General features: G+C 72.3%; 17 protein-coding genes. 10 read left to right on the forward strand and 7 right to left on the reverse strand.

The genetic code is table 11. The annotated features are described in order from the left end of the window. Positions 1-58: 58 nt before the first annotated feature. Positions 59-877, reverse strand: coding sequence for an SURF1 family protein (locus tag ACFO60_RS27495; protein WP_380845323.1), 819 nt, complete (start codon positions 875-877; stop codon positions 59-61). 159 nt (positions 878-1,036) lie between these two features. Between ACFO60_RS27495 and ACFO60_RS27500 the strand changes: the two genes are divergently transcribed. Continuing rightward, positions 1,037-1,207 (forward strand): hypothetical protein, encoded by a 171-nt coding sequence (locus ACFO60_RS27500; protein ID WP_380845326.1) that lies wholly within the window; start codon positions 1,037-1,039, stop codon positions 1,205-1,207. A 181-nt stretch (positions 1,208-1,388) separates the two neighbouring features. Next, complete coding sequence (locus ACFO60_RS27505; RefSeq protein ID WP_380845329.1) at positions 1,389-2,852, forward strand: flavin-containing monooxygenase; 1,464 nt, start codon at positions 1,389-1,391, stop codon at positions 2,850-2,852. Positions 2,853-2,889: 37 nt separating this feature from the next. On the opposite strand, the gene ACFO60_RS27510 is transcribed toward ACFO60_RS27505, so the two are convergent. Further along, positions 2,890-4,713: a gamma-glutamyltransferase family protein gene (locus ACFO60_RS27510; protein ID WP_380845332.1), complete on the reverse strand. Its 1,824-nt coding sequence runs from the start codon at positions 4,711-4,713 to the stop codon at positions 2,890-2,892. A 294-nt stretch (positions 4,714-5,007) separates the two neighbouring features. On the opposite strand from ACFO60_RS27510, the gene ACFO60_RS27515 reads away from it, so the two are divergent. From ACFO60_RS27515 to ACFO60_RS27540, 6 genes are all read left to right on the forward strand, one after another. Further along, complete coding sequence (locus ACFO60_RS27515; RefSeq protein WP_380845335.1) at positions 5,008-6,168, forward strand: sensor histidine kinase; 1,161 nt, start codon at positions 5,008-5,010, stop codon at positions 6,166-6,168. Further along, positions 6,165-6,812 (forward strand): response regulator, encoded by a 648-nt coding sequence (locus ACFO60_RS27520; protein WP_380845338.1) that lies wholly within the window; start codon positions 6,165-6,167, stop codon positions 6,810-6,812. The genes ACFO60_RS27515 and ACFO60_RS27520 overlap by 4 nt, the downstream gene beginning before the upstream one ends. A 210-nt stretch (positions 6,813-7,022) precedes the next feature. Further along, positions 7,023-7,631 carry an HD domain-containing protein gene (locus ACFO60_RS27525; protein WP_380845341.1) on the forward strand — a complete coding sequence of 203 codons (609 nt, stop codon included), beginning with the start codon at positions 7,023-7,025 and terminating at the stop codon, positions 7,629-7,631. A gap of 416 nt (positions 7,632-8,047) precedes the next feature. Next, on the forward strand, positions 8,048-8,320 hold the full coding sequence (locus ACFO60_RS27530) for an SHOCT domain-containing protein (protein WP_380845344.1): 273 nt from the start codon (positions 8,048-8,050) through the stop codon (positions 8,318-8,320). 180 nt (positions 8,321-8,500) lie between these two features. Continuing rightward, entirely contained in the window at positions 8,501-9,688 is a 1,188-nt protein-coding gene (locus ACFO60_RS27535) for an urease accessory protein UreH domain-containing protein (protein WP_380845347.1), read from the forward strand. An 82-nt stretch (positions 9,689-9,770) separates the two neighbouring features. Then, on the forward strand, positions 9,771-11,228 hold the full coding sequence (locus tag ACFO60_RS27540; RefSeq protein WP_380845350.1) for a sel1 repeat family protein: 1,458 nt from the start codon (positions 9,771-9,773) through the stop codon (positions 11,226-11,228). A gap of 140 nt (positions 11,229-11,368) precedes the next feature. Here the strand turns inward: ACFO60_RS27540 and ald are convergent, their stop codons facing one another. Further along, positions 11,369-12,481, reverse strand: coding sequence for an alanine dehydrogenase (gene ald / locus ACFO60_RS27545; protein WP_380845353.1), 1,113 nt, complete (start codon positions 12,479-12,481; stop codon positions 11,369-11,371). A gap of 88 nt (positions 12,482-12,569) precedes the next feature. Next, positions 12,570-13,961 carry an aspartate aminotransferase family protein gene (locus tag ACFO60_RS27550; protein WP_380845356.1) on the reverse strand — a complete coding sequence of 464 codons (1,392 nt, stop codon included), beginning with the start codon at positions 13,959-13,961 and terminating at the stop codon, positions 12,570-12,572. 364 nt (positions 13,962-14,325) lie between these two features. Between ACFO60_RS27550 and ACFO60_RS27555 the strand changes: the two genes are divergently transcribed. After that, positions 14,326-15,666 carry a M20/M25/M40 family metallo-hydrolase gene (locus ACFO60_RS27555; RefSeq protein WP_380845359.1) on the forward strand — a complete coding sequence of 447 codons (1,341 nt, stop codon included), beginning with the start codon at positions 14,326-14,328 and terminating at the stop codon, positions 15,664-15,666. Between the two features lie 104 nt (positions 15,667-15,770). Here the strand turns inward: ACFO60_RS27555 and ACFO60_RS27560 are convergent, their stop codons facing one another. The 3 genes from ACFO60_RS27560 to ACFO60_RS27570 form a co-directional block, all read right to left on the reverse strand. Next, positions 15,771-17,057, reverse strand: coding sequence for a pectate lyase (locus ACFO60_RS27560; RefSeq protein ID WP_380845362.1), 1,287 nt, complete (start codon positions 17,055-17,057; stop codon positions 15,771-15,773). A 51-nt stretch (positions 17,058-17,108) separates the two neighbouring features. Beyond that, a complete protein-coding gene (locus tag ACFO60_RS27565; protein WP_380845365.1) occupies positions 17,109-18,113 on the reverse strand; it encodes a pectate lyase family protein in 1,005 nt (334 codons plus the stop codon). Positions 18,114-18,420: 307 nt separating this feature from the next. Next, positions 18,421-18,870: a universal stress protein gene (locus tag ACFO60_RS27570; protein WP_380845368.1), complete on the reverse strand. Its 450-nt coding sequence runs from the start codon at positions 18,868-18,870 to the stop codon at positions 18,421-18,423. 155 nt (positions 18,871-19,025) lie between these two features. Between ACFO60_RS27570 and ACFO60_RS27575 the strand changes: the two genes are divergently transcribed. Continuing rightward, positions 19,026-19,685 carry a helix-turn-helix transcriptional regulator gene (locus tag ACFO60_RS27575; protein ID WP_380845371.1) on the forward strand — a complete coding sequence of 220 codons (660 nt, stop codon included), beginning with the start codon at positions 19,026-19,028 and terminating at the stop codon, positions 19,683-19,685. Positions 19,686-19,742 lie beyond the last annotated feature (57 nt).

Below are 19,742 nucleotides of genomic sequence, written 5' to 3' on the forward strand. Positions count from 1 at the left end.
GCGGTCACCACACGATATCCCGGTGGGGCCGTGGTCACTCCCGCGGGGACGTGCCCGCTCAGGCCCTCGCCCCTTCGACCGCGTCCTCGCCCGGTCCCTCCTCATCGGCGGGGCGGCCGCCGCGCAGCGTGTCGCGCACGAAGTGGAACCACATGAAGACCGCGAACCCGGCGAAGATCCACCATTGCGCGGCGTATGCGAGGTTGCGCCAGGTGAAGCCGCCGCGCTCGGTGGGCGGCGGCACGGCGACCTGCCGCGCGGCCTGGCCGGCCGGCGACGGCGTCCCCGCCTGCGACGTCGCCACCAGGAAGCCGTCACGGAGCCGCACGCCCCGCCAGACGTTGACCAGCTCGGACGTCGAGACCGTGGCCACCTGCCCGGCGGGCAGCGGGGCCGTCCGCCGTCTGGCGAAGTCGGTCGGCTCGGACGGCTGGACGCGCCCCGTCACGGTCACCGTCCCGCCGGGGACGGCCGTCGCGGGGTCGGCGGCGGACGGCACCCAGCCGCGGACGACCGGCGTCACCGTCCCGTCGGAGAGCGTGAGCGGCGTGAGCAGCCAGTAGCCGTCGTCCCCGCCCGTCGCCGCGCCGCCGCCCGACTCGACGGTCGGCGCGCGCTCGGCCACCAGGAGCTGGCGGGAGGCGTCGTAGGTGCCCCGCGCGGCCACCCGGCGGCTGGCGGACTCGGGGGGCATGCGTTCGCCGGCGGGCACCAGCGTGGTCAGTTCGACGGGCGCCGGGTCGGAGAGGACGTGGGCCCGCCCGGACTCCTCGAACACCCCGAGCTGCCAGCGTCCGAGAAAGGCGAACGAGATCAGCACCGCGATGGTGACCAGGTGCAGGCCCACAAGGCGGGGCGACAACAGCGTCCGCAACATGTCCCAACGCTATCCGCCCGGGCCCGCGGTCCCGTCCGCCGGTCCGCACCCCCGCGCGGGGAGGTGGGACCAGGATGAGGCGTTTCAGGGCCGATCAGGGCGAGGTCGAACTGGCATAAAGGACGTCAAGTGTCGCCGGGGGTGGCTAAAGTTCCTCCCATGTCGGAACCTCAGATTGATCCTGCTGGCAACACTCAGCAGTTCAAAGCCTTCGCCCAGCGCCAGGAGCCCGAGGCCGCCGCGCCGCAGCGGTCCCGCCTGATCCCCATCGTCGCGGTGGTCGCCGCCGTGATCGTCGTCGCCGTGGTGGTCTTCCTGCTCGTCAGGTAGTTCCCGGAACAGGTGCCTCGCGCCGTCGGCGACCCGCCGTCGGCGCCGTTGCCATGCCCGCGCTCGGAGACGGTTCGCGACGGGCCTATCGTGGAGCGGATCGCCGGCGAAGAGGGCAGACCCCCGAGACTCGCTCACGATCTCATGCTGATCGCGTCCAACAGCGTGCGGGGGAGATGACATGGCGGCCGCGGGTCCGGGCATCACCATCATCGGCTCCGGCTTCGCCGGCCTCTGCATGGCGATCAAGCTCAAGGAGGCCGGGTACCACGACTTCGTCATCCTGGAGAAGGACGCGGAGCTCGGCGGCACCTGGCGGGACAACACCTATCCCGGCTGCGCCTGCGACGTCCCCTCCCCCATGTACTCCTTCTCCTTCGAGCTCAACCCCGGCTGGACCCGGCTGTTCGCCCCCCAGCGGGAGATCTGGGACTACATGCGCGCCTGCGCCGAGAAGTACGGGCTCATGCCGCACCTGCGCCTCGGCAAGAAGGTCAGCGCGCTTTCCTACCTGGACGGCGAGCACCGCTGGCGGGTGAGCACCGAGGACGGCGAGACGTTCACGACGAACGCGGTCGTCGCGGGGCTCGGCGGGCTGCACGTCCCCTCGCTGCCGGACATCCCGGGGCGCGAGTCGTTCACCGGGCCGGCCTTCCACTCCGCCCGCTGGGACCACGCGCTCGACCTGACCGGCAAGCGGGTCGCGGTCGTCGGCACCGGAGCCTCCGCCGTCCAGTTCGTCCCGCGGATCGCCCCCGTGGTGCGCAAGCTGCACGTCTTCCAGCGGACGGCCCCGTGGATCCAGCCCAAGCCCGACGTGCCGCTGTCGGAGCGCACGAGAAGGACCCTGCGGGCGTTCCCGCCCGCGGGCCGCGCGCTGCGCGACGGCGTCTACTGGCTGCTGGAGACCCGCGCCCTCGGGTTCGCCGTCGACCCGCGCCTGATGAAGGCCCACCGGGCCGTCGCCCTGCGCCACCTCGCCGCCCAGGTGCCCGAACCGGAGCTGCGCGCCAAGCTGACGCCCGGCTACACGATCGGCTGCAAGCGCATCCTGCTCGCCAGCGACTACTATCCGGCGCTCCGCCGCGACAACGTCGAGCTGGTCACCGACCGCATCTCCGAGATCCGCGAGCGTTCGATCGTCGACGCCACCGGGCGCGAGCACCCCGTGGACGTGCTGATCTACGGCACCGGCTTCGACGTCGCCGAGTCGCTCGGCGGGCAGCGGATCACCGGCAGGAACGGCCTGGAACTCCAGGAGGCGTGGAGCGGGGGCATCCAGGCCTATCTGGGCACCGTCACGGCCGGCTTCCCCAATCTGTTCTTCCTGCTCGGGCCGAACACCGGGCTCGGGCACAACTCGGTCGTCTTCATGATCGAGGCGCAGGTGCGCTACATCATCTCCTGCCTGCGCCTGCTCTCGGCGGCCCGGGCGAGGGCGCTGGACGTGCGGCCCTCGGCCGAGCGGGCGTACAACGACGGGCTCCAGCGGCGGCTGGACCGCCTGGTCTGGTCCAAGGGCGGCTGCACGAGCTGGTATCTCGACGGCGAGGGCAGGAACCGAACCCTGTGGCCGGGCTTCACGTTCGAGTTCTGGGCACGCACCCGCGCCGTGAAGCCCGAAGCCTTCGAGCTGATCCCCTGACCCGACCTCCCTTAGCCGTCCGGCCGCCGGAGGGCGGTCAGGGATGGGAAGGCGTCACCACCAGGGCGCTGCCTCCACCCCGCCGGGACGGCTCGGCGACCGCCTGGATCTTGCCCCTGCCCAGGAACTCCAGGCCGGTGGCCGCGCCGATCTCGCCGACCGGCGGGCCGGGGACGAGCGTGAAGGTGTGGCCCCGCAGGCCCAGCTCGGCGCCATAGCGGTCGATGAACGCCTGCTCGGCCTGCGTCGCGGCGGCGTTGCGCTGGCTCGCCCGCGGCGCCGCGACCGCGTCGGGCAGCGACATGCCGAACTCGTACCGGTTCACGAGGATCTGCAGCACCGTCGTGATGATGGTCGCGCCGCCCGGCGAGCCGACCGCGAGAAGCGGCCTGCCGTTCTTGAGCACGATCGTGGGCGCCATCGACGACCGGGGCCGCTTGCCGGGGGCCGGCAGGTTCGGGTCGCCGGGCGCCGGGCCGAAGCTGAAGTCGGTCAGCTCGTTGTTCAGCAGGAACCCGCGGCCGGGGACGACGATGCCGTTGCCGCCGGTCTGCTCGATCGTGATGTTGTACGCGGCCACGTTGCCCCAGCGGTCGGCCACGACCAGGTGGGTCGTCTCGGGTCCCTCGGGCTTCTCCGCCTGTCCCTCGCCGCCCTTGCCCGCCTGGCCGGCGTCACCGGCGCCCGCGGGCCGGCAGCCGCCGTAGGAACCGTCGGGCGATCCGGGAGCGGCCGGGTTCGGCATCGCGACGTCGCCGATCAGGCAGGCGCGCTCCTTGGCGAAACCGTCCGACAGCAGTTCCTTGAGCGGCACCTCGACGTAGCCCGGGTCGCCCACGAACTTGTTGCGGTCGGCGAAGGCCAGCCGGGACGCCTCGAGGTACTCGTGCAGGCCGACCTTGGGCAGCGCCTGGAGGATCTTCAGCGCCTCGCCGACCGTCGAGCCGCCGGAGGACGGCGGCGCCATGCCGTAGACGTCCAGCGAGCCGTAGCCCACCTTGGTCGGCGGGCGCTCCAGCGCGCGGTAGGCGCGCAGGTCGGACAGCTCCATCAGCCCCGGCCGCACGACCCGGGCGGCGCCGGGCCTGACCGGCGGCCTCTTGACCGTGGCGACGACCTCCTCGCCGAGCCGCCCGCCGTACAGCCAGCCGCCGCCGCGCCGTCCGAGCTCGCGGTACGTCGCGGCCAGGTCGGGGTTGCGGAAGACCGACCCCACGGGAGGCGGGGCGCCCTTCGGCAGATACAGGGCGGCGGTGGAGGTGAAGTCGGCGAAGCGGGCGGCGTTCTGCGCCGTCTGGTCGTAGAACGTCTGGTCGACCGTGAAGCCCTTCGCCGCGACGTCGGCGGCCGGCTGGAGCGCCTGCTTGAGCGAGATGGTGCCGTAGCGCCGCAGCGCGAGCTCCCATTGGGCCACGCTGCCGGGAACGCCCGCCGACAGGCCGCTGGTCACCGCGTCGGCGAACGGGATCGGGGCGCCGTTCTCCTGGAACGAGGTCTCGGTCATCGCCTGCGGGGCCTTCTCGCGCCCGTCGATCGTCACGACCTTCTCGCGCCGGGCGTCGTAGTAGACGAGGAACCCGCCGCCCGCGAGGCCGGCCGAGTACGGCTCGGTGACGCCCAGAGTGGCCGCGCCGGCGACCGCGGCGTCCATCGCGTTGCCTCCGCGCTTCAGCACACCGAGGGCGGCCTTGCTCGCGTCCAGGTCGACGGTCGAGACGGCCCCGCCGTACCCCTCGGCCACCGGGACCTTGGCGGCCGGCTGCCCGTGCGGGGGCCCCGCCAGGGCGGGCGACGACGCGGCGCTGCCGGGCGGGGCGAGGAGCGCGAGCGAGGCGGCGACCCCGACGAAGGGAACGGTCATGCGGCGAAGGCTCATGGCGGACCTCATTCCTAGATCGCACCAGCATTGACTCACAGCATCACAACCTGGGTCAACAGTGATCAAACGCGCGGGCGGCGCATCGCGGCGCCCGCCGGAGGGCGTCCCCGCGTTTTCCAGGGCCGCCCCGCGCCACCCGGGCACCTGTTCACCGTGAGCGACCGAAGTGTAGCGCGGAGTCGTGCGCGCCGTCGCGGGCCCGTACACCGGGAAACGTAGACGGCCCTGCCACTCTGGGACGATGCGCTGGTCAGCGCACTGACGTACCGTTCTTGCGTGCGCGCGAAACCTCCTCACTGGGTCGACCCCATGCTGCCTCTGCTGGTCGGCATGGCACAGGTCTGGGGCACCCTTGGCGCACAGAGACCCCAAATCCACCCGGCCGAGATCCAAAGCCGCATTCCCCTCGACCCCTTGGGCTTCGCGCTGCTCGCGGCGGGGCCGCTGGCGCTCGTCATCCGCCGCGCCCACCCGGTCCTCACGCTGTGGTCGGCCGTCGTCGTCACCGCCCTGTACGTCTACAAGGGCTACTCCTACGGCCCGGTGTTCATCAGCCCGGTCATCGCCCTCTTCAACGCCGTGCTGACCGGGCACCGCCGCGCCGCCTACACCGCCGCGGGCCTGCTCTGGCTCGGCTTCGTCGGCTACGCCACCTGGCTGCTCCCCCTGCCGTCGGGATGGGTCCACCACGCGGCCATCGGAGCGGCCCTCCTGGTGGTGCTCACCGCCGCCGAAGTCGTCCGCGCCCGCCGCGAGCAGCGCGCGGAGCGCGAGCGGGTGGGGCGCGAAGAGGCCAGGCGGCAGGCGAGCGAGGAACGCCTGTCCATGGCGCAGGAGCTGCACGACGTGCTCGGGCACAGCATCTCGCTGATCCACGTCCAGGCGTCCACGGCGCTGCACCTGATCGACGAACATCCGGAACAGGCGCGCACGGCGCTGACGACCATCAAGCAGGCCAGCAAGGACGTGCTGACCGAGATGCGGTCGCTGCTCGGGGTGCTCCGCGACGACGCGCCGCGCTCCCCCACCGCCGACCTGTCCCAGCTCGACGAGCTGATCGAGCGCAGCGGTCCCCACGTCGTCAAACGCGTCTCCGGCACGCCCCGCCCGCTGCCGCCCGGCGTCGAGCGCGCCGCCTACCGCATCGTCCAGGAGTCGCTCACCAACGTGACCAAGCACGCCCCCGGCGCGCGGGCGACGGTCACGCTCGCCTACGGCCCCGACCGGCTCACCGTCCGCGTCGCCGACAGCGGCGCCACCGTGCCGGGCGCGCTGTCCGGCGAAGGGGGCGGCAACGGCATCCCCGGCATGCGCGAGCGCGCCACCGCGCTCGGCGGCACCCTGACGGCGGGGCCGGCCGAACCTGGCTTCCAGGTCGAGGCCCTGCTTCCCATCCCGCCCGTGGCGGGCGCCGACTCCTCCGAGGACCCCGAATGATCAAAATCCTGCTGGCCGACGACCAGGCCCTCGTCCGCGCCGGGTTCCGCGCCCTGCTCGACGCCCAGGACGGCATGACCGTGGTGGCCGAGGCCTCCGACGGAGCGGAGGCCATCCGGCTCGCGGAGCGGCACGCGCCCGACGTGGCGCTGATGGACATCCGCATGCCCGGCATGGACGGGCTCACCGCGACGCGCAAGATGCCCGCGGCCGTGAAGGTCATCATCCTGACGACCTTCGAGCTGGACGAGTACGTCTTCGAGGCGCTGCGCGGCGGGGCGAGCGGCTTCCTCGTCAAGGACACCGAGCCGGCCGAGCTGATCCAGGCGGTCCGCGTCGTCGCGGCGGGCGAGGCCCTGCTGTCGCCGAGCGTCACGCGGCGCCTGATCGCCGAGTACGCCTCCCGCGCCAAGGAGCCGAGGACCACGGCCGGCCTCGACCAGCTGACCGAGCGCGAGCGCGAGGTCCTCACGCTGGTCGGCGCCGGGATGACCAACGACGAGATCGCCGCCAAGCTGTTCATGGCCCCGGCCACGGCGAAGACCCACGTGAGCCGGGCCATGATGAAGCTCGCTGCCCGCGACCGCGCCCAGCTCGTCGTCATCGCCTACGAATCCGGCCTCGTCAGACCCGGCTGGGTCTAGCCCCCCGGTCTGCCCCAGCCAGGTCCGCCACCCGGGTACAACCAGCCCAAGCCTGACCTTCTGCGGCCTGCCCCCGGATCTGACCAATCCGGGTGTGACCAGCCCCGGTCCGACCACCGGGTATGACCGGAGCGGGCCGGCGTCTGGCGGCGCCGGTCGTCCGGCGGGGCGGTTCAGCGGCGCTTCGCGGGTGCGGGCAGGCTTGTCCTCATGAGACATGACGACATCGTGGTCCCCGGCACGTCCGCCTCCCGCGCGGCGCTGGAGGTGGCGACCGCCTACTGCTCGCCCGCCCTGCTGAACCACAGTGTGCGCTCTTACCTGTGGGCGGCCTCCTACGCCACGCTGAACGACATCGCGTTCGACGCCGAGCTGCTCTACGTCTCGTCGATGCTGCACGACATCGGGCTGGTCAAGGAGTTCGACAGCCACACGGTGCCGTTCGAGGAGGCGGGCGGCCACGTCGCCTGGGTGTTCGGCGCGGCGGCCGGCTGGCCCGCCGAGCGGCGCACGCGGGCCCTTGAGGTGATCGTGCGCCACATGTGGGCCGAGGTCGACGTCGAGCAGGACCCAGAGGGGCACCTGCTGGAGCTCGCGACGGCCCTGGACATCTCCGGGCGGCGGCCGGAGGCCTGGCCCGCCGGCCTGCGCGCGGAGGTGCTGCGGCGGCTGCCCCGCCTGGACCTGGCCGAAGAGTTCGTGGCGTGCTTCCAGGCCCAGGCGGAGCGCAAGCCGGACAGCGTCGCCGCGCGGTTCGTGCGCGGCGGCATGGCCGCGCGCGTCGCCGCCAACCCCCTGGAGACCGCGGAGCGGACCTGACCGGCCGTACCGAGGCCGCCGGAGAAGGCCCCAGCCGCACGGGGCGCGGGACGCTGGCATGACGCCCGCGGGCACGACGCCCACGCCCCGTACGCCCCGTGCGCCCCCCGTGGGCACGAGACCCGGCCGTACGACGTCTATGGACACGCGCCCGTACGAAGCCATTGGGCACGGCGCCCGGGCCGTACGACACCCGTACGACGTCCGCGGGTATGTTGCCTGGCCGTCCGACGCCGTTGGACGAGGCCGGGCCATGCGACGCCCGTGGGCTTGAGGCTCGGCCGTACGACGCCGGGGGTAGGGAGGGCGGGGCGTCGGACTGCGGGCGCGGTAGCGCGGGACGCGCCCGGAGGCCGATGCCCGGCGCGCCGGCACGGAGGAACGTGGAGGCATCCGAACGAAGTGAGGAGAGGCAGATGCCTTACGCACACTGGGGGCCGGGACCATGGTGGCCGGTCATCCCGCTCTTCTGGGGACTCTTCTGGGTGACCCTCGTCGTGCTGGTCTTCAAGGCCCGCAAGCGGGGCTTCGGGCCGTTCGCGGGCGGGACTCCCCCGTGGGCCGCCCGCGCCGCGGGCTCCCCCACCGCCACGGCCGAGAAGATCCTGGCCGAACGGTACGCCAAGGGCGAGCTGAGCGACGAGGAGTACTTCGAGCGCATGTCGGTGCTGAAGGGCGGCGCGGCCTGAGATCCGGCGGCCGGGCGGCGGACGCGCGTCCGGACGGTTAGCGAACTGTCACTGGCAGTCACCACAGGCGTCGGCTACCTTCCGCAAGGGACCCCTTACGGAGGATGATCGCGTGAAGCCGAACGCACCGCCACGGCCGGCCGGGGCTTCCCCGGCCCGCGCTCACCCGGCCCGCAGAACGTGACGCCGGCCGCCCTCTTCGCCGGGGGGCTCGCGGCGGGCCTGGTGGCCGGCACCGCGTCCTGCACGGCCGTCCAGGGAGGGCTCCTCATCGGCCTCGCCCGTGGCCCGGGCGGCCGTGGCACCGTCGCGGCGTTCATCGGGGGACGCCTGTTCTCTCACGCGGCGGCGGGCGCGCTGCTCGGCCTGCTGGGCGACGCCGTGCGGCTCCCGCCGGCCGCCCGCGCGGTGCTCCTGGTCGGCGCGGGCGCCGGGGTCATCGCCTACGCCGCCCGCGTCGCCCTGAGCCCCGCCCCCCGCTCCGCCTGCTCCACCACCCACCCCACCCGATCCACGGCCTGCTCCACCCCCCAGGCCGACCGAGACGCTCCGGTGCCGGGTCCCGTCATTGGTGAGCGGTCTGTCAGGTGGTCCGCGCTGGCGCGGCCCGGGTTGCTCGGGGGCGCCACCGTTCTCATCCCGTGCGGGGTCACGCTCAGCACAGAAGCCGCCGCCGTCTCCAGCGGGTCGTGGCTCGGCGGCGTGGCCGTCATGGCCGGGTTCGTCACGGGCACCGCGCCGGGTTTCGCCCTGCTCGGCCTCCTGGTCCGCCGGGTGGCCGCCAGGAGGCTCGCGGCCGTCGCCGCGGCGGCCGCGCTGGTGGCGGGCGCGGTGACCGTCGTCGCGGGCCTGCGCCTCGGCGGCTGGCCGCCCGCCGCGGGCGACCCGGCCGGGCAGGTCGCGGGCGCGCAGGAGGCGGCCGGCGGCCAGACGGCCTCCGGCGGTCAGGCCGCGTCCGGCGGTCAGGCCGCGTCCGGCGACCGTGCCGCGCCTGCGGCCTCCGGTGCCGTGCCGGGCGTTCCCGGGGTCGGCTCCGCCGTGCTGCGGGCGGACGGCACGCAGGTGCTGACGATCTGGTCGACCGATCACGGCTACCGCCCCGGCGTCACCTCCATCGAGGCCGGCCGGCCGACGGACATCGTCTTCCGCACCAGCGGGAACCAGGGGTGCACGCGATCGGTCACCATCCAGGACCGCGACCTCACCCTTCCCGTGAGCGGTGAACGCACCCTCCGGCTCCCGCCGCAAAGCCCCGGAAGGCTCCGTTACGTGTGCGGGATGGGGATGTATGTCGCATTTATCAACATAAACAAACCTGCCGCTCTCGGTTCACGCACCGTCCCCGCACGCGATGGCCAAGGACATTAGGCAGGTCAAACGCGTTCCGCCGGACGGCAAGAAGCCGTCGATTATGTTCCATCTCTTTGGATCACGTGCGACTCTTTCCCCCATGACGTGGTGGCATGGTGAACCGGAGGCGGCCGTCGCGTGGTCCGTCGTGCCGATGCCCCGCGCGCCCGAGCCGCCGCTGCCCGAGCCCACCGAGGGCCAGCTGCTGAGCGCCGCCCAGGCGGGCGACGCCCTGGCCGCGCACCGGCTCGGCCGCCTGTACGCCCAGCGGGGCGACCGGTCGGCGGCGCGCCACTGGTGGGAGCGGGCAGCCGGGGCCGGGAACGTCGACAGCGCCTACAACCTCGGCATCTGGCACGAGAAGCACGGCAGCCTCGACGAGGCGATCACCTGGTACGAGGTCGCCGCCGGAGCGGGGGACGCCGAAGCGGCCGTCAACCTGGCGACCCTGCTGCTGGAGCAGCGCGGCGACGTCCGGGGCGCGCGCCTGTGGTTCGAGACCGCCGCCGAGGCGGGCTCGCGCCCGGCGGCACGCAGGCTCGCCCTGCTCTGCGAGGACGTCGGCGACGGCGTCGCGGCCCGCGACTGGCACCACCGCGCCGCCTCGGCGGGCGACCTCGCCTCGGCCCACGACCTCGCGTTCCTGAACTACGCCTCCGGCGATGAGGCACAGGCACGCGGATGGTGGGAGTACGCGGCGCGGGGCGGTCACGCCGACGCCGCCTACTACCTCGGGCGGCTGCTCCACGCCGACCGCGACCCTGAGGGCGCCGAGGCCCTCTACCGCCTGGCGGCCAAGGTCGACCATCCGGGAGCCGCCTCACAGCTCGGCAGGCTGGCGCTGGCCCGGCGTGACCTTCGCACGGCGCGGGCCTGGTTCGAGCGCGCGGCGCACCTCGGCCGGGTGGAGGACCAGCGCATGGCGGGCTTCGTGTGCGTCGAGCTGGAGGACCCGCGCGCCGCGAGCCACTGGTTCGGCCGCGCGGCCGCCAGCGGCGACCCGGAGGCGGCCTACAACTTCGGCCTGCTGCTCATCGCCGAGCACAACGACCTGCGGGGCGGGGAGCACTGGCTCCGCCAGTCCGCGGCGAACGGCCACCAGGGCGCGGCCGCGGAACTCGACACCCTGCGCTCGGCCATCGACGGCCGGCCCTCCGGTCCGTGGGAGAGATCGGCCGCCCCTGACCCCGCCCCCGACCCGCGGGCCGCCGAACAGACGACTCCCGTTTGGGACCGCCCCGTGGAGCCCGAGCTCGTGGCCCGTGCCGAGCTGGCCGTCGCCGCGGCCGGCAGGCGCGGCGGCACCGTCCTGCGCCTGCCCGACCTCACCGAGATCCTCGGCACCTGGGACCTGCTCACCCGGCGGCTCCGCGAGCCCGTCGACGTGGTCGCCTGGCTGACCGAGCGCAGCGGCCTGCACGCCGGGGCGGTGGAGCACCTCAGCTCAGTGCGGATGACGTTGCTGAGGCCCGGCACCGCCCCCTGGCCGACGCCCGCCGAGATCGAGCACGTCCTGGCCACCTCCCGCGGGCTCCGCAAACGCCTCGGCCTCACCTAGCCGATCTCACCTGGCCGGCCTCGCCCGGCGCGTGGCGCGGGCTCCACGGACGCCTCGGCCTCGTCTGGCCCATGGCGCGGGCACCGCGAACCGGCCCCTTCCGCCCCCGGCCGGCCGATGGCGGAGGCGCCGGCGGCGCGTCAGTTGAGGTGGGCGCTCACCGGGTCGCAGGGCAGGCCGTGGGCCTCGGCGACGTGGGCGTAGGTGAGACGGCCCGCGTGGGTGTTGAGGCCGAGGGCGAGCGCCGGGTCGGCGCGCAGGGCCTCCCGCCAGCCGAGGTCGGCCAGCTTGACCGCGTACGGCAGCGTCGCGTTCGTCAGCGCGTAGGTCGAGGTGTTGGCCACCGACCCCGGCATGTTGGCGACGCAGTAGAACACCGACTCGTGCACCTTGTACGTCGGCTCGGCGTGGGTGGTCGGCCGGGAGTCCTCGAAGCAGCCGCCCTGGTCGATGGCGATGTCGACGAGCACCGACCCCGGCTTCATGCGCGAGACCAGCTCGTTGGAGACCAGGGTCGGGGCCTTGGCTCCGGGGATCAGGACCGCGCCGATGACCAGGTCGGCCTCGACCACGGCCTGCTCGAGGGCGTACCGGGTGGAGACGATGGTCTTCAGGCGGCCCTGGTAGATGGCGTCGATGTGGCGGAGCCTGTCGACGTTGACGTCGAGGATGGTGACGTCAGCGCCCATGCCGACCGCGATCTGCGCGGCGTTGAGGCCCGAGACGCCGCCGCCGATGACGACGACCTTGGCGGGGGCGACGCCGGGGACTCCCCCGGGCAGCACGCCGCGGCCGCCGTTGAAGCGCATCAGGTTGTACGCGCCGACCTGGGGCGCGAGCCGGCCCGCGACCTCGGACATGGGAGCCAGCAGCGGCAGGGTGGCGCCGACCTGGACGGTCTCGTAGGCGACCGCGGTGACCTTGCGGTCCAGCAGCGCCTCGGTGCACGGGCGGGACGCGGCGAGGTGCAGGTAGGTGAACAGGACCTGCCCTTCGCGCATCCGGTGGTACTCCTCGGCGATGGGCTCCTTGACCTTGAGGATCATCTCGCTCTCGCCCCACACCTCGTCCGCTGTGTCGAGGATCTTGGCCCCGGCGAACAGGTACTCCTCGTCGGGGATGTGCGAGCCCAGGCCCGCGTCGCGCTGCACGTACACGTCATGGCCGCGGCGGACGAGCTCGTGCACGCCCGCCGGGGTGGCGGCGACCCGGTACTCGTGGTTCTTGACCTCGGCTGGCACGCCGATCTTCATGACGGAATCCTTTCTGGAAGGGCAAGGCTGACGCGGTGCGGCACGGGCGTTCGCGTGCCGCACGAGCGGTACGTCCGGAAACTGCCCCTTAGAGGCGGTTCCAGGCTTCGGTGAGCACGGAGCGCAGGATCGACTCGATCTCGTCGAACTCCTTCGGACCGCAGATGAGCGGGGGTGCGAGTTGGACGACCGGGTCGCCGCGGTCGTCCGCGCGGCAGTACAGTCCGGCGTCGTACAGGGCGTTGGACAGGAAGCCGCGCAGCAGCCGCTCGGACTCCGCCTCGCTGAAGGTCTGCTTGGTGTCCTTGTCCTTGACCAGCTCGATGCCGTAGAAGTAGCCCGAGCCGCGGACGTCGCCGACGATCGGCAGGTCGCGCAGCCGCTCGAGGGTGGCGCGGAAGACCGGCTCGTTGCGCTGGACGTGACCGAGGATGTCCTCGCGCTCGAACAGGTCGAGGTTGGCCAGGGCGACCGCCGACGAGACGGGGTGACCGCCGAAGGTGTAGCCGTGGGCGAACATGGCGGTGCCCGACTTGAACGGCTCGAACAGGCGCTCGGAGGCGATCATCGCGCCGATCGGCGAGTATCCGCTGGTCAGCCCCTTGGCGCAGGTGATGATGTCGGGGACGTAGTCGAACTTCTGCCCGCCGAACATCGTGCCGAGCCGGCCGAAGGCGCAGATGACCTCGTCGGACACCAGGAGCACGTCGTACTGGTCGCAGATCTCGCGCAGGCGCTGGAAGTACCCGGGGGGCGGCGGGAAGCAGCCGCCGGCGTTCTGCACGGGCTCGACGAAGACGGCGGCGACCGTGTCGGGGCCTTCCATCTCGATGGCCTTGCCGACCTGGTCGGCGGCCCAGCGGCCGAACTGCTCGGGCGTCATGCCGGGCACGCCGGTGATCTCGTCGGCGCGGTAGTGGTTGGTGTTCGCCACGCGCACCGACCCGGGCACCAGCGGCTCGAAGAACTGCTTGAACGCCGGGATGCCGGTGATCGACAGGGCGCCCTGGGGCGTGCCGTGGTAGGCGATGGCCCGGCTGACGACCTTGTGCTTGAGCGGCTTGCCGACGAGCTTGAAGTACTGCTTGGCGAGCTTCCAGGCCGACTCGACGGCCTCGCCGCCGCCTGTGGTGAAGAACACCCGGTTGAGGTCGCCGGGGGTGAGCTCGGCGAGGCGCTGGGCCAGCTCGGCGGCCTTGGGGTGGGCGAACGACCACAGAGGGAAGAAGGCGAGATCTTGCGCCTGCTTGGCCGCGGCCTCGGCCAGCTCGGCGCGTCCGTGGCCCATCTGCACGACGAACAGGCCGGAAAGCCCGTCGAGGTAGCGCTTTCCGTCGATGTCGTAGATGTAGGCACCGTCGCCCCGCACGATCGTCGGCACCTTCGCGACGTCGTGGGAACTGTGCCGGGTGAAGTGCAGCCACAGATTGTCCTGCGCTGCCTTCAGGACGGCGGCCGTGTCGGTCTCAGGTCGCGTCATGGCTATCTTCCTCGTGATCTCGACTGCCCTCAGTGTGCATGTTCCACACGGATGATTACAACTGGTTGCGTGGTGACACTATGCAAGAACTTCGGAATTCGTCATTTCGCTATGTAACAACAACGAAATCCGCGAGGGCGTGTCGCGCGAGAAGCCCTGGCGGGCACGCGGAATCCGGGTCCGCCGGGCGGTGGCGCGGAATGGGCGGCGCCGGCGCGCGTCCGGGGAGGCGGCCCTCCGCCGCCGGCGTCCCGCGCGATCTCGCGCGCGCGGCGCCGGCGCGGATCAAGAGGGCACGGTGCGCTCTGTGGCTGTGATGCAATGTGTCGAATCAGAACGCAGCCGATACGGGGAACAGATTGCCGTGACTCCTGATCAGATCGAGAACGCCGTGGCAGCCGAGATGCCGAGGGCGGTGGAGGAGCTGACGCGGCTCGCCGCCATCCCGTCGGTCGCCTTCCCCGGTCACCCCGAGGAGCCGGTGTACGCGGCGGCCGCGATGACCGAGGAGCTGCTGCGAAGCACGGGGCTGCCCCACGTCCGCCAGATTCCCATCGAGGGCAGCTTCCCCGCCGTCTACGGCGAGGCGCCGGCCCCGCCCGGCGCCCCCACCGTCCTGCTGTACGCCCACTACGACGTGCAACCCGCCGGAGACCCCGCGCTGTGGCGCACGCCCGCGTTCGAGCCGACGTTCGCCGACGGGGCGCTGTTCGGCCGGGGCGTCGCCGACGACAAGTCCGGCGTGATCGCGCACGTCCTGGCTCTGCGCTCGTTCCAGGGACGGTTCCCCGTGGGCGTCAAGGTCCTCATCGAGGGCCAGGAGGAGTACGCCGGCGAGCGCCTGGAGGAGTTCGTCCAGCGCAACCCCGAACTGGTGCGCGCGGACGCCATCGTCGTGGCCGACACCGGCAACCCGAGCGTGGGCGACTCCAGCGTGACGACGTCGCTGCGCGGGCTCGCCGCCTTCACCGTCGAGGTGCGCACCCTGGCCGGGTCGGTGCACAGCGGCTCCTTCGGCGGCGCGGCCCCCGACGCGCTGACCGCGCTGATCCGCATTCTCGCCTCGCTGCACGACGACAACGGCGACATCCGGGTGCCCGGCCTGCCTCGCGGGGTCTTCCTCGGCTCGGGCCCCTCGGAGGAGGAGTTCCGCGCCACCGCCGGCGTGCTGGACGGGGTGTCGCTCATGGGCACCGGCCCGCTCGCCGACCGCCTCTGGGCCTCGTACGCGATCACCGTCACCGGGCTGGACGTGCCGACGGTGCAGGGCGCGATCAACGCGGTCCAGCCGGTGGCGCGGGCCCGCGTCACCGTCCGCGTCCCCCCGTCCGGCGACCCGAAGACCGCCATGAACGACGTGGTGGAGCACCTGGGCCACGCCGCGCCGTGGGGCGTGACGCTGTCGGTGACCGACGTGGTCCTCGGCTCGGGCTTCCAGGCCGACACCGGCGGCCGCGCCAGGTCCGCGCTGAACCGGGCCATGCAGCGCGCGTTCGGCCGGGCGCCGCGCGACATCGGCTCGGGCGGCTCCATCCCGCTGGTCTCCACGCTGGTCAAGCAGTTCCCCGCGGCCGAGATCCTGCTGTTCGGGGCCGAGGACGACGGCGCCGCGATCCACGCGCCGAACGAGCGCCTCGTCATCGAGGAGCTGCGCCGCGCCGCGACCGCCGAGGCCCTGTTCCTGGCCGACTACGGCGACTGCTGACACCGCGGGCGGCGACGCCCGAAGGACGCGGAAGGCCCCCGTGCCTGCGGGCACGGGGGCTTCCCCTGGGGGCTCGGGCGGGGGCCGCCAGGGCGCGGGCGTCTCTACTTGTAGGTGATGTCGGAGGACGAGTAGATGCAGTTGACGCCGTCGGCGCCGCTGCCGATCTTCGTCGGCTCGCTGCCCTTCGGCACACCCTTGTACTTGTCGCAGATGCTGATGCCGCTGCTGCTTCCGTACACGGTGATGTTGCTGAACCGCGCGGTGTCGCCCCAGTTGGTGTTGATCCCGGCGAGCACCTTGGTGCTCTGCGCGACGATGTTGTTCATCACCACGTGGCGCTGGTAGGAGCTGGAGCAGTTGCCGCACGCCCGGTACAGCTTGCCTGAGCTTCCGACGAAGAAGCCGCTGATGTGGACGGTGCCCGGCCCGTTGTGCTGGAACACCTTGTCGGCGCCCGACTTCGCGCCGCCGCCGGTGACGTAGTAGTCCGAGCCGCCGAGGAAGGTCGCGGCGTCCTCGCCCACGTCCTCCCACCACACGTTCTGGATCGTGCAGTTGCCGTTGCAGTGGACGCCGTCGCCCGCGGGCGCGCCGATGATGACGTTCTTGATCGTCGCGCCGGGCGCCAGCTCGAACATCGGGTCCTGGCTCTCGCTCTGGCCGCCGTCACCGATGCCGTAGTAGCGCTTCATCCCGCCGTCGAAGGTGCCCGACACCTGGATCGTGGCGTTGACCTTCACCGAACCGGTGGGCGTGGGGAAGGCCGGGATGGTGCCGCCGCCACCGGTCGGCGTCGGGGTAGGGGTCGGGGTCCGGGTGGGCGTGGCGGTGGGGCTGGCGGTGGGGCTCGGGGTCGACCCGGCCGGCGTCAGCCTCCACTGCTTGCTGGTCACCGAGTCGCAGGAGTTCTGCTGGACCAGCGCTCCGGAGCTCGTCGAGCTGTCCTTGACGTTCAGGCACTTGCCGCCGTTGGCGTTGACCACCCGGTAGTCGGACCCGGACTCGGTGAGCTGCCAGGTCTGCGAGGAGGCGCCGGAACACGACTCCAGCTGCACGGCCTTGCCCGCGGAGGTGCTCGCGTCCTTGACGCCCGCGCACTTGCCTGTGCTGCCCGCCCTGAGCGTGACGCCGCCGCCGGACGAGGTGAGCGTCCAGACCTGGTTGCCGCCGCCGTTGCAGGACGACTGGACGAGCTGGGTGCCGTCGGAGCTGCCGGGGGCGTCGAGGCAGAGCCCGCTCCCGGCGTTGACCAGGGTGTAGGAGCCGGAGGTCGGCGCGGCCTCCGCGGCCGTCCCGGCACCGGTGATGCCGGCCACGAGCGCGACGCCCGTCGCGGCCGTCAGGACGAGGGTCCTGCCCGTCCTCCTTGTCCTCATGATGAGGCTCACATTTCTCTCCTCGGTTCGCTGGACCGTTGGGTCCGGTTCTCGCGGACGGCGTCAGACGCTGATCTTGCCCGCGCCGGCGCTCGCGGTGACGATCGACTTGACGTTCGACGGGGTGTCGAGCGTGTAGGAGTAGGGGATCGAGGCCACGCTGCCTCCGGCGTCTCCCGCACCCGAGTTCACGAAGTGGTTGTTGCGCGCCACGAGGTTGCCCGGGTCGGAGGACGCCTCGCCGCGGTGGAACGGGTCGGCGGTGTTCTCGAAGTAGTTGCCCTCGACCAGGACGCCGGCCCCTTCGGTGGAGGCCACGCCGTAGCCGCCGCCGGATCCGACGCTGCGGTAGAAGTTGTTGTAGACGTGCACCGGGTTGCCGAAGCGCACGCGCGGGTGGCGCTGGTTGGTGCCGTCGAAGAAGTTGTGGTGGTAGGTCACCCGCAGGTGGCCGACGTCCTCGGCGGCGTTGCCGTCGCTGTGGCCGAGCAGCATGGTCTTGTCATGGTTGAAGACGCGGTTCCACGAGACCGTGACGTAGTCGCTGGAGCGCTTGATGTCGATGGCGCCGTCGTGGCCGTTGCTGAGGGTGTTGTGGTCCAGCCACACCCGCGTCGAGTACTGCACGTTGATGCCGTCGTCGTCCCAGTCACGGAACGTCAGGTTCCGGATGATCACGTTGGACGCCTTGGTCACGTTGAGCCCGCATCCGGCCAGCGTGGCTCCGGCGTTGCCGAGGACGGTCTTGTTGGACGTGACCTTGAGCATGCCCGAGCAGGAGATCGTCCCGGAGACGCGGATCACCGCGGCGCTGGAGGACGAGAGCGCGGTGGTGAGCGCCGACGCGCTGGAGACGTTGGTGGCGGGGACGTTGCCGCCGCCGGTCGTGCCGCCCCCCTGGGTGGCCCAGCCCACCAGGTCCGTCGGGGCCGCCATCACGGCCTGACGCGCGAGGCCCGGCGTCTGCGCGGAGGCCGCGTTCACGATGCCGCCCGCCAGGGCCGCGCCCGACGCCGTCATCAGGGCGAGCACCACGCCGGCCCGCTTCCTTCTCACGATCACGCCCATGGTCACTCCTCGGGGTTCATGCGGGTCTGCCATCCATCGGTGTTCACATATGTGTATGGCATACATGTGAGCGAACGACTTGACGGTAAAAATCGCCCTCACGCCTGTCAACCCGGCTGGTGAACCCCGGGAAACCGATTCTTCGCGGCAGGGCCCCTCCACGGGCTCCTAGCTGGGCGCTCGCCGGTTCTCCATTGAGGGATTCGTTTCACATGTGTGAACGGGATGAAACGTTCAGCCCGGCGAGCGGCACGGCCGCATCGCGGGCGGGCGCGCCGGTCGGGGAACGACGGTCAGGGGACGACGGTCAGGGGACGACGGTGACCGGCCGGCGGCCCGCGCGGACCAGACGGATCGCCACCGAGCCCATCAGGCGGTGACCGGCCTGGACGGAGGCGCCGACGACCACCGCGTCCGCCTTGACCTGGTCGGCGACGTGGATCAGGGCGGACGCGGCGTCGCCGCGCTCGATGCGGAAGGTGTGCGGGACCCGGGGGTGCATCGACTCGGCGACCTTGGCTATGCGCTCGCGGAGCTCGTTGCCCACCTCCTCCTGCGCCAGGAGGGCCGACGCCGAGGCGTCGGGGATGAACGAGGTGATCGCGCCCGGCGAGGCGGCGAACACGAAGACGAGCGCGGAGCCCTGGCGGCGGGCGAGCCCCCAGGCGTAGGCGACCGCCCGGAGGGAGGTATCGGAGCCGTCGACTCCGACGACGATCACCTGGGGACCGTCGGTGCCTATCTCGAAGCCGCTCATGCCGCGAGCTTACGACCGGCGTACGCGACGCCGGACCGCGGACCCGGCACTACGCGGCGACGCGGATCGCCTGACATCGGCGCGACGGGCGGTCTTGTCGGTTCTTACTCGCCGACGTATATTCGCTTACGAATAATCCTGAGCGAGGTGAAGTGATGGCGAAGCGACGCAAGGTCGGCAACCTGCTGGCCCTCGCCGTTCTCAGCGCCGTCGTCCAGCGGCCGATGCACCCCTACGAGATGGCCTCGATCCTGCGCGCGCGCGGCAAAGACCACGACATGCGCGTCAAGTGGGGCTCGCTCTACACGGTGGTGCGCAACCTCGAGCGGCACGGCTTCGTGGAGGCCGCCGAGAGCACCCGGCAAGGCGGCCGGCCCGAGCGCACGATCTACCGCATCACCGACGCCGGCCGCGAGGAAATGCGCGACTGGGCCCGTGAGCTGATCTCCACCCCCGAGCCTGAGTGGTCGAGCTTCCGCGCCGGCCTTTCGGTCATGGGAGGCCTGCCGCCGGAAGAGGTCGCCGATCTGCTGCGACACCGTCTGGACCTGATGGAGGCGGAGATCGCCGCCCAGCGGGACTCCCTGGCGCGCGAGGGCCGCGACGTCCCCCGTCTCTTCCTCATCGAGGACGAGTACGAGGTGTCCGTCCGGCAGGCAGAGGCGACCTGGGTGCGGTCGCTGCTCGCGGAACTGGCCGCCGGCTCGTTCCCCGGCCAGGCCGGGTGGCGGGCCTTCCACGAGACGGGGCTGATGCCGCCCGAGCTGGCGGACCTCGCGGAAAGGGGCGGCTCGACCGGCATCGACGACGCGTGACCCGACGACCATGACGCCCGGCGGGGTGCGGGAACACCCCGCCGGGCTCGACCTCGA

Origin of the sequence: Sphaerisporangium dianthi (assembly GCF_042654065.1) — a bacterium.
GTDB classification, from domain to species: Bacteria; Actinomycetota; Actinomycetes; order Streptosporangiales; family Streptosporangiaceae; genus Sphaerisporangium; species Sphaerisporangium dianthi.

Bases quoted from the DNA above. Each gene is read 5' to 3' on its own strand.
- ACFO60_RS27520 (WP_380845338.1), top strand. From the start codon at position 6,165: ATGATCAAAATCCTGCTGGCCGACGACCAGGCCCTCGTCCGCGCCGGG.
- ald (WP_380845353.1), bottom strand. From the start codon at position 12,481: ATGAAGATCGGCGTGCCAGCCGAGGTCAAGAACCACGAGTACCGGGTC.
- ACFO60_RS27530 (WP_380845344.1), top strand. From the start codon at position 8,048: ATGCCTTACGCACACTGGGGGCCGGGACCATGGTGGCCGGTCATCCCG.
- ACFO60_RS27575 (WP_380845371.1), top strand. From the start codon at position 19,026: ATGGCGAAGCGACGCAAGGTCGGCAACCTGCTGGCCCTCGCCGTTCTC.
- ACFO60_RS27495 (WP_380845323.1), bottom strand. From the start codon at position 877: ATGTTGCGGACGCTGTTGTCGCCCCGCCTTGTGGGCCTGCACCTGGTC.
- ACFO60_RS27505 (WP_380845329.1), top strand. From the start codon at position 1,389: ATGGCGGCCGCGGGTCCGGGCATCACCATCATCGGCTCCGGCTTCGCC.
- ACFO60_RS27525 (WP_380845341.1), top strand. From the start codon at position 7,023: ATGAGACATGACGACATCGTGGTCCCCGGCACGTCCGCCTCCCGCGCG.
- ACFO60_RS27540 (WP_380845350.1), top strand. From the start codon at position 9,771: ATGACGTGGTGGCATGGTGAACCGGAGGCGGCCGTCGCGTGGTCCGTC.
- ACFO60_RS27565 (WP_380845365.1), bottom strand. From the start codon at position 18,113: ATGGGCGTGATCGTGAGAAGGAAGCGGGCCGGCGTGGTGCTCGCCCTG.
- ACFO60_RS27570 (WP_380845368.1), bottom strand. From the start codon at position 18,870: ATGAGCGGCTTCGAGATAGGCACCGACGGTCCCCAGGTGATCGTCGTC.
- ACFO60_RS27510 (WP_380845332.1), bottom strand. From the start codon at position 4,713: ATGACCGTTCCCTTCGTCGGGGTCGCCGCCTCGCTCGCGCTCCTCGCC.
- ACFO60_RS27500 (WP_380845326.1), top strand. From the start codon at position 1,037: ATGTCGGAACCTCAGATTGATCCTGCTGGCAACACTCAGCAGTTCAAA.
- ACFO60_RS27550 (WP_380845356.1), bottom strand. From the start codon at position 13,961: ATGACGCGACCTGAGACCGACACGGCCGCCGTCCTGAAGGCAGCGCAG.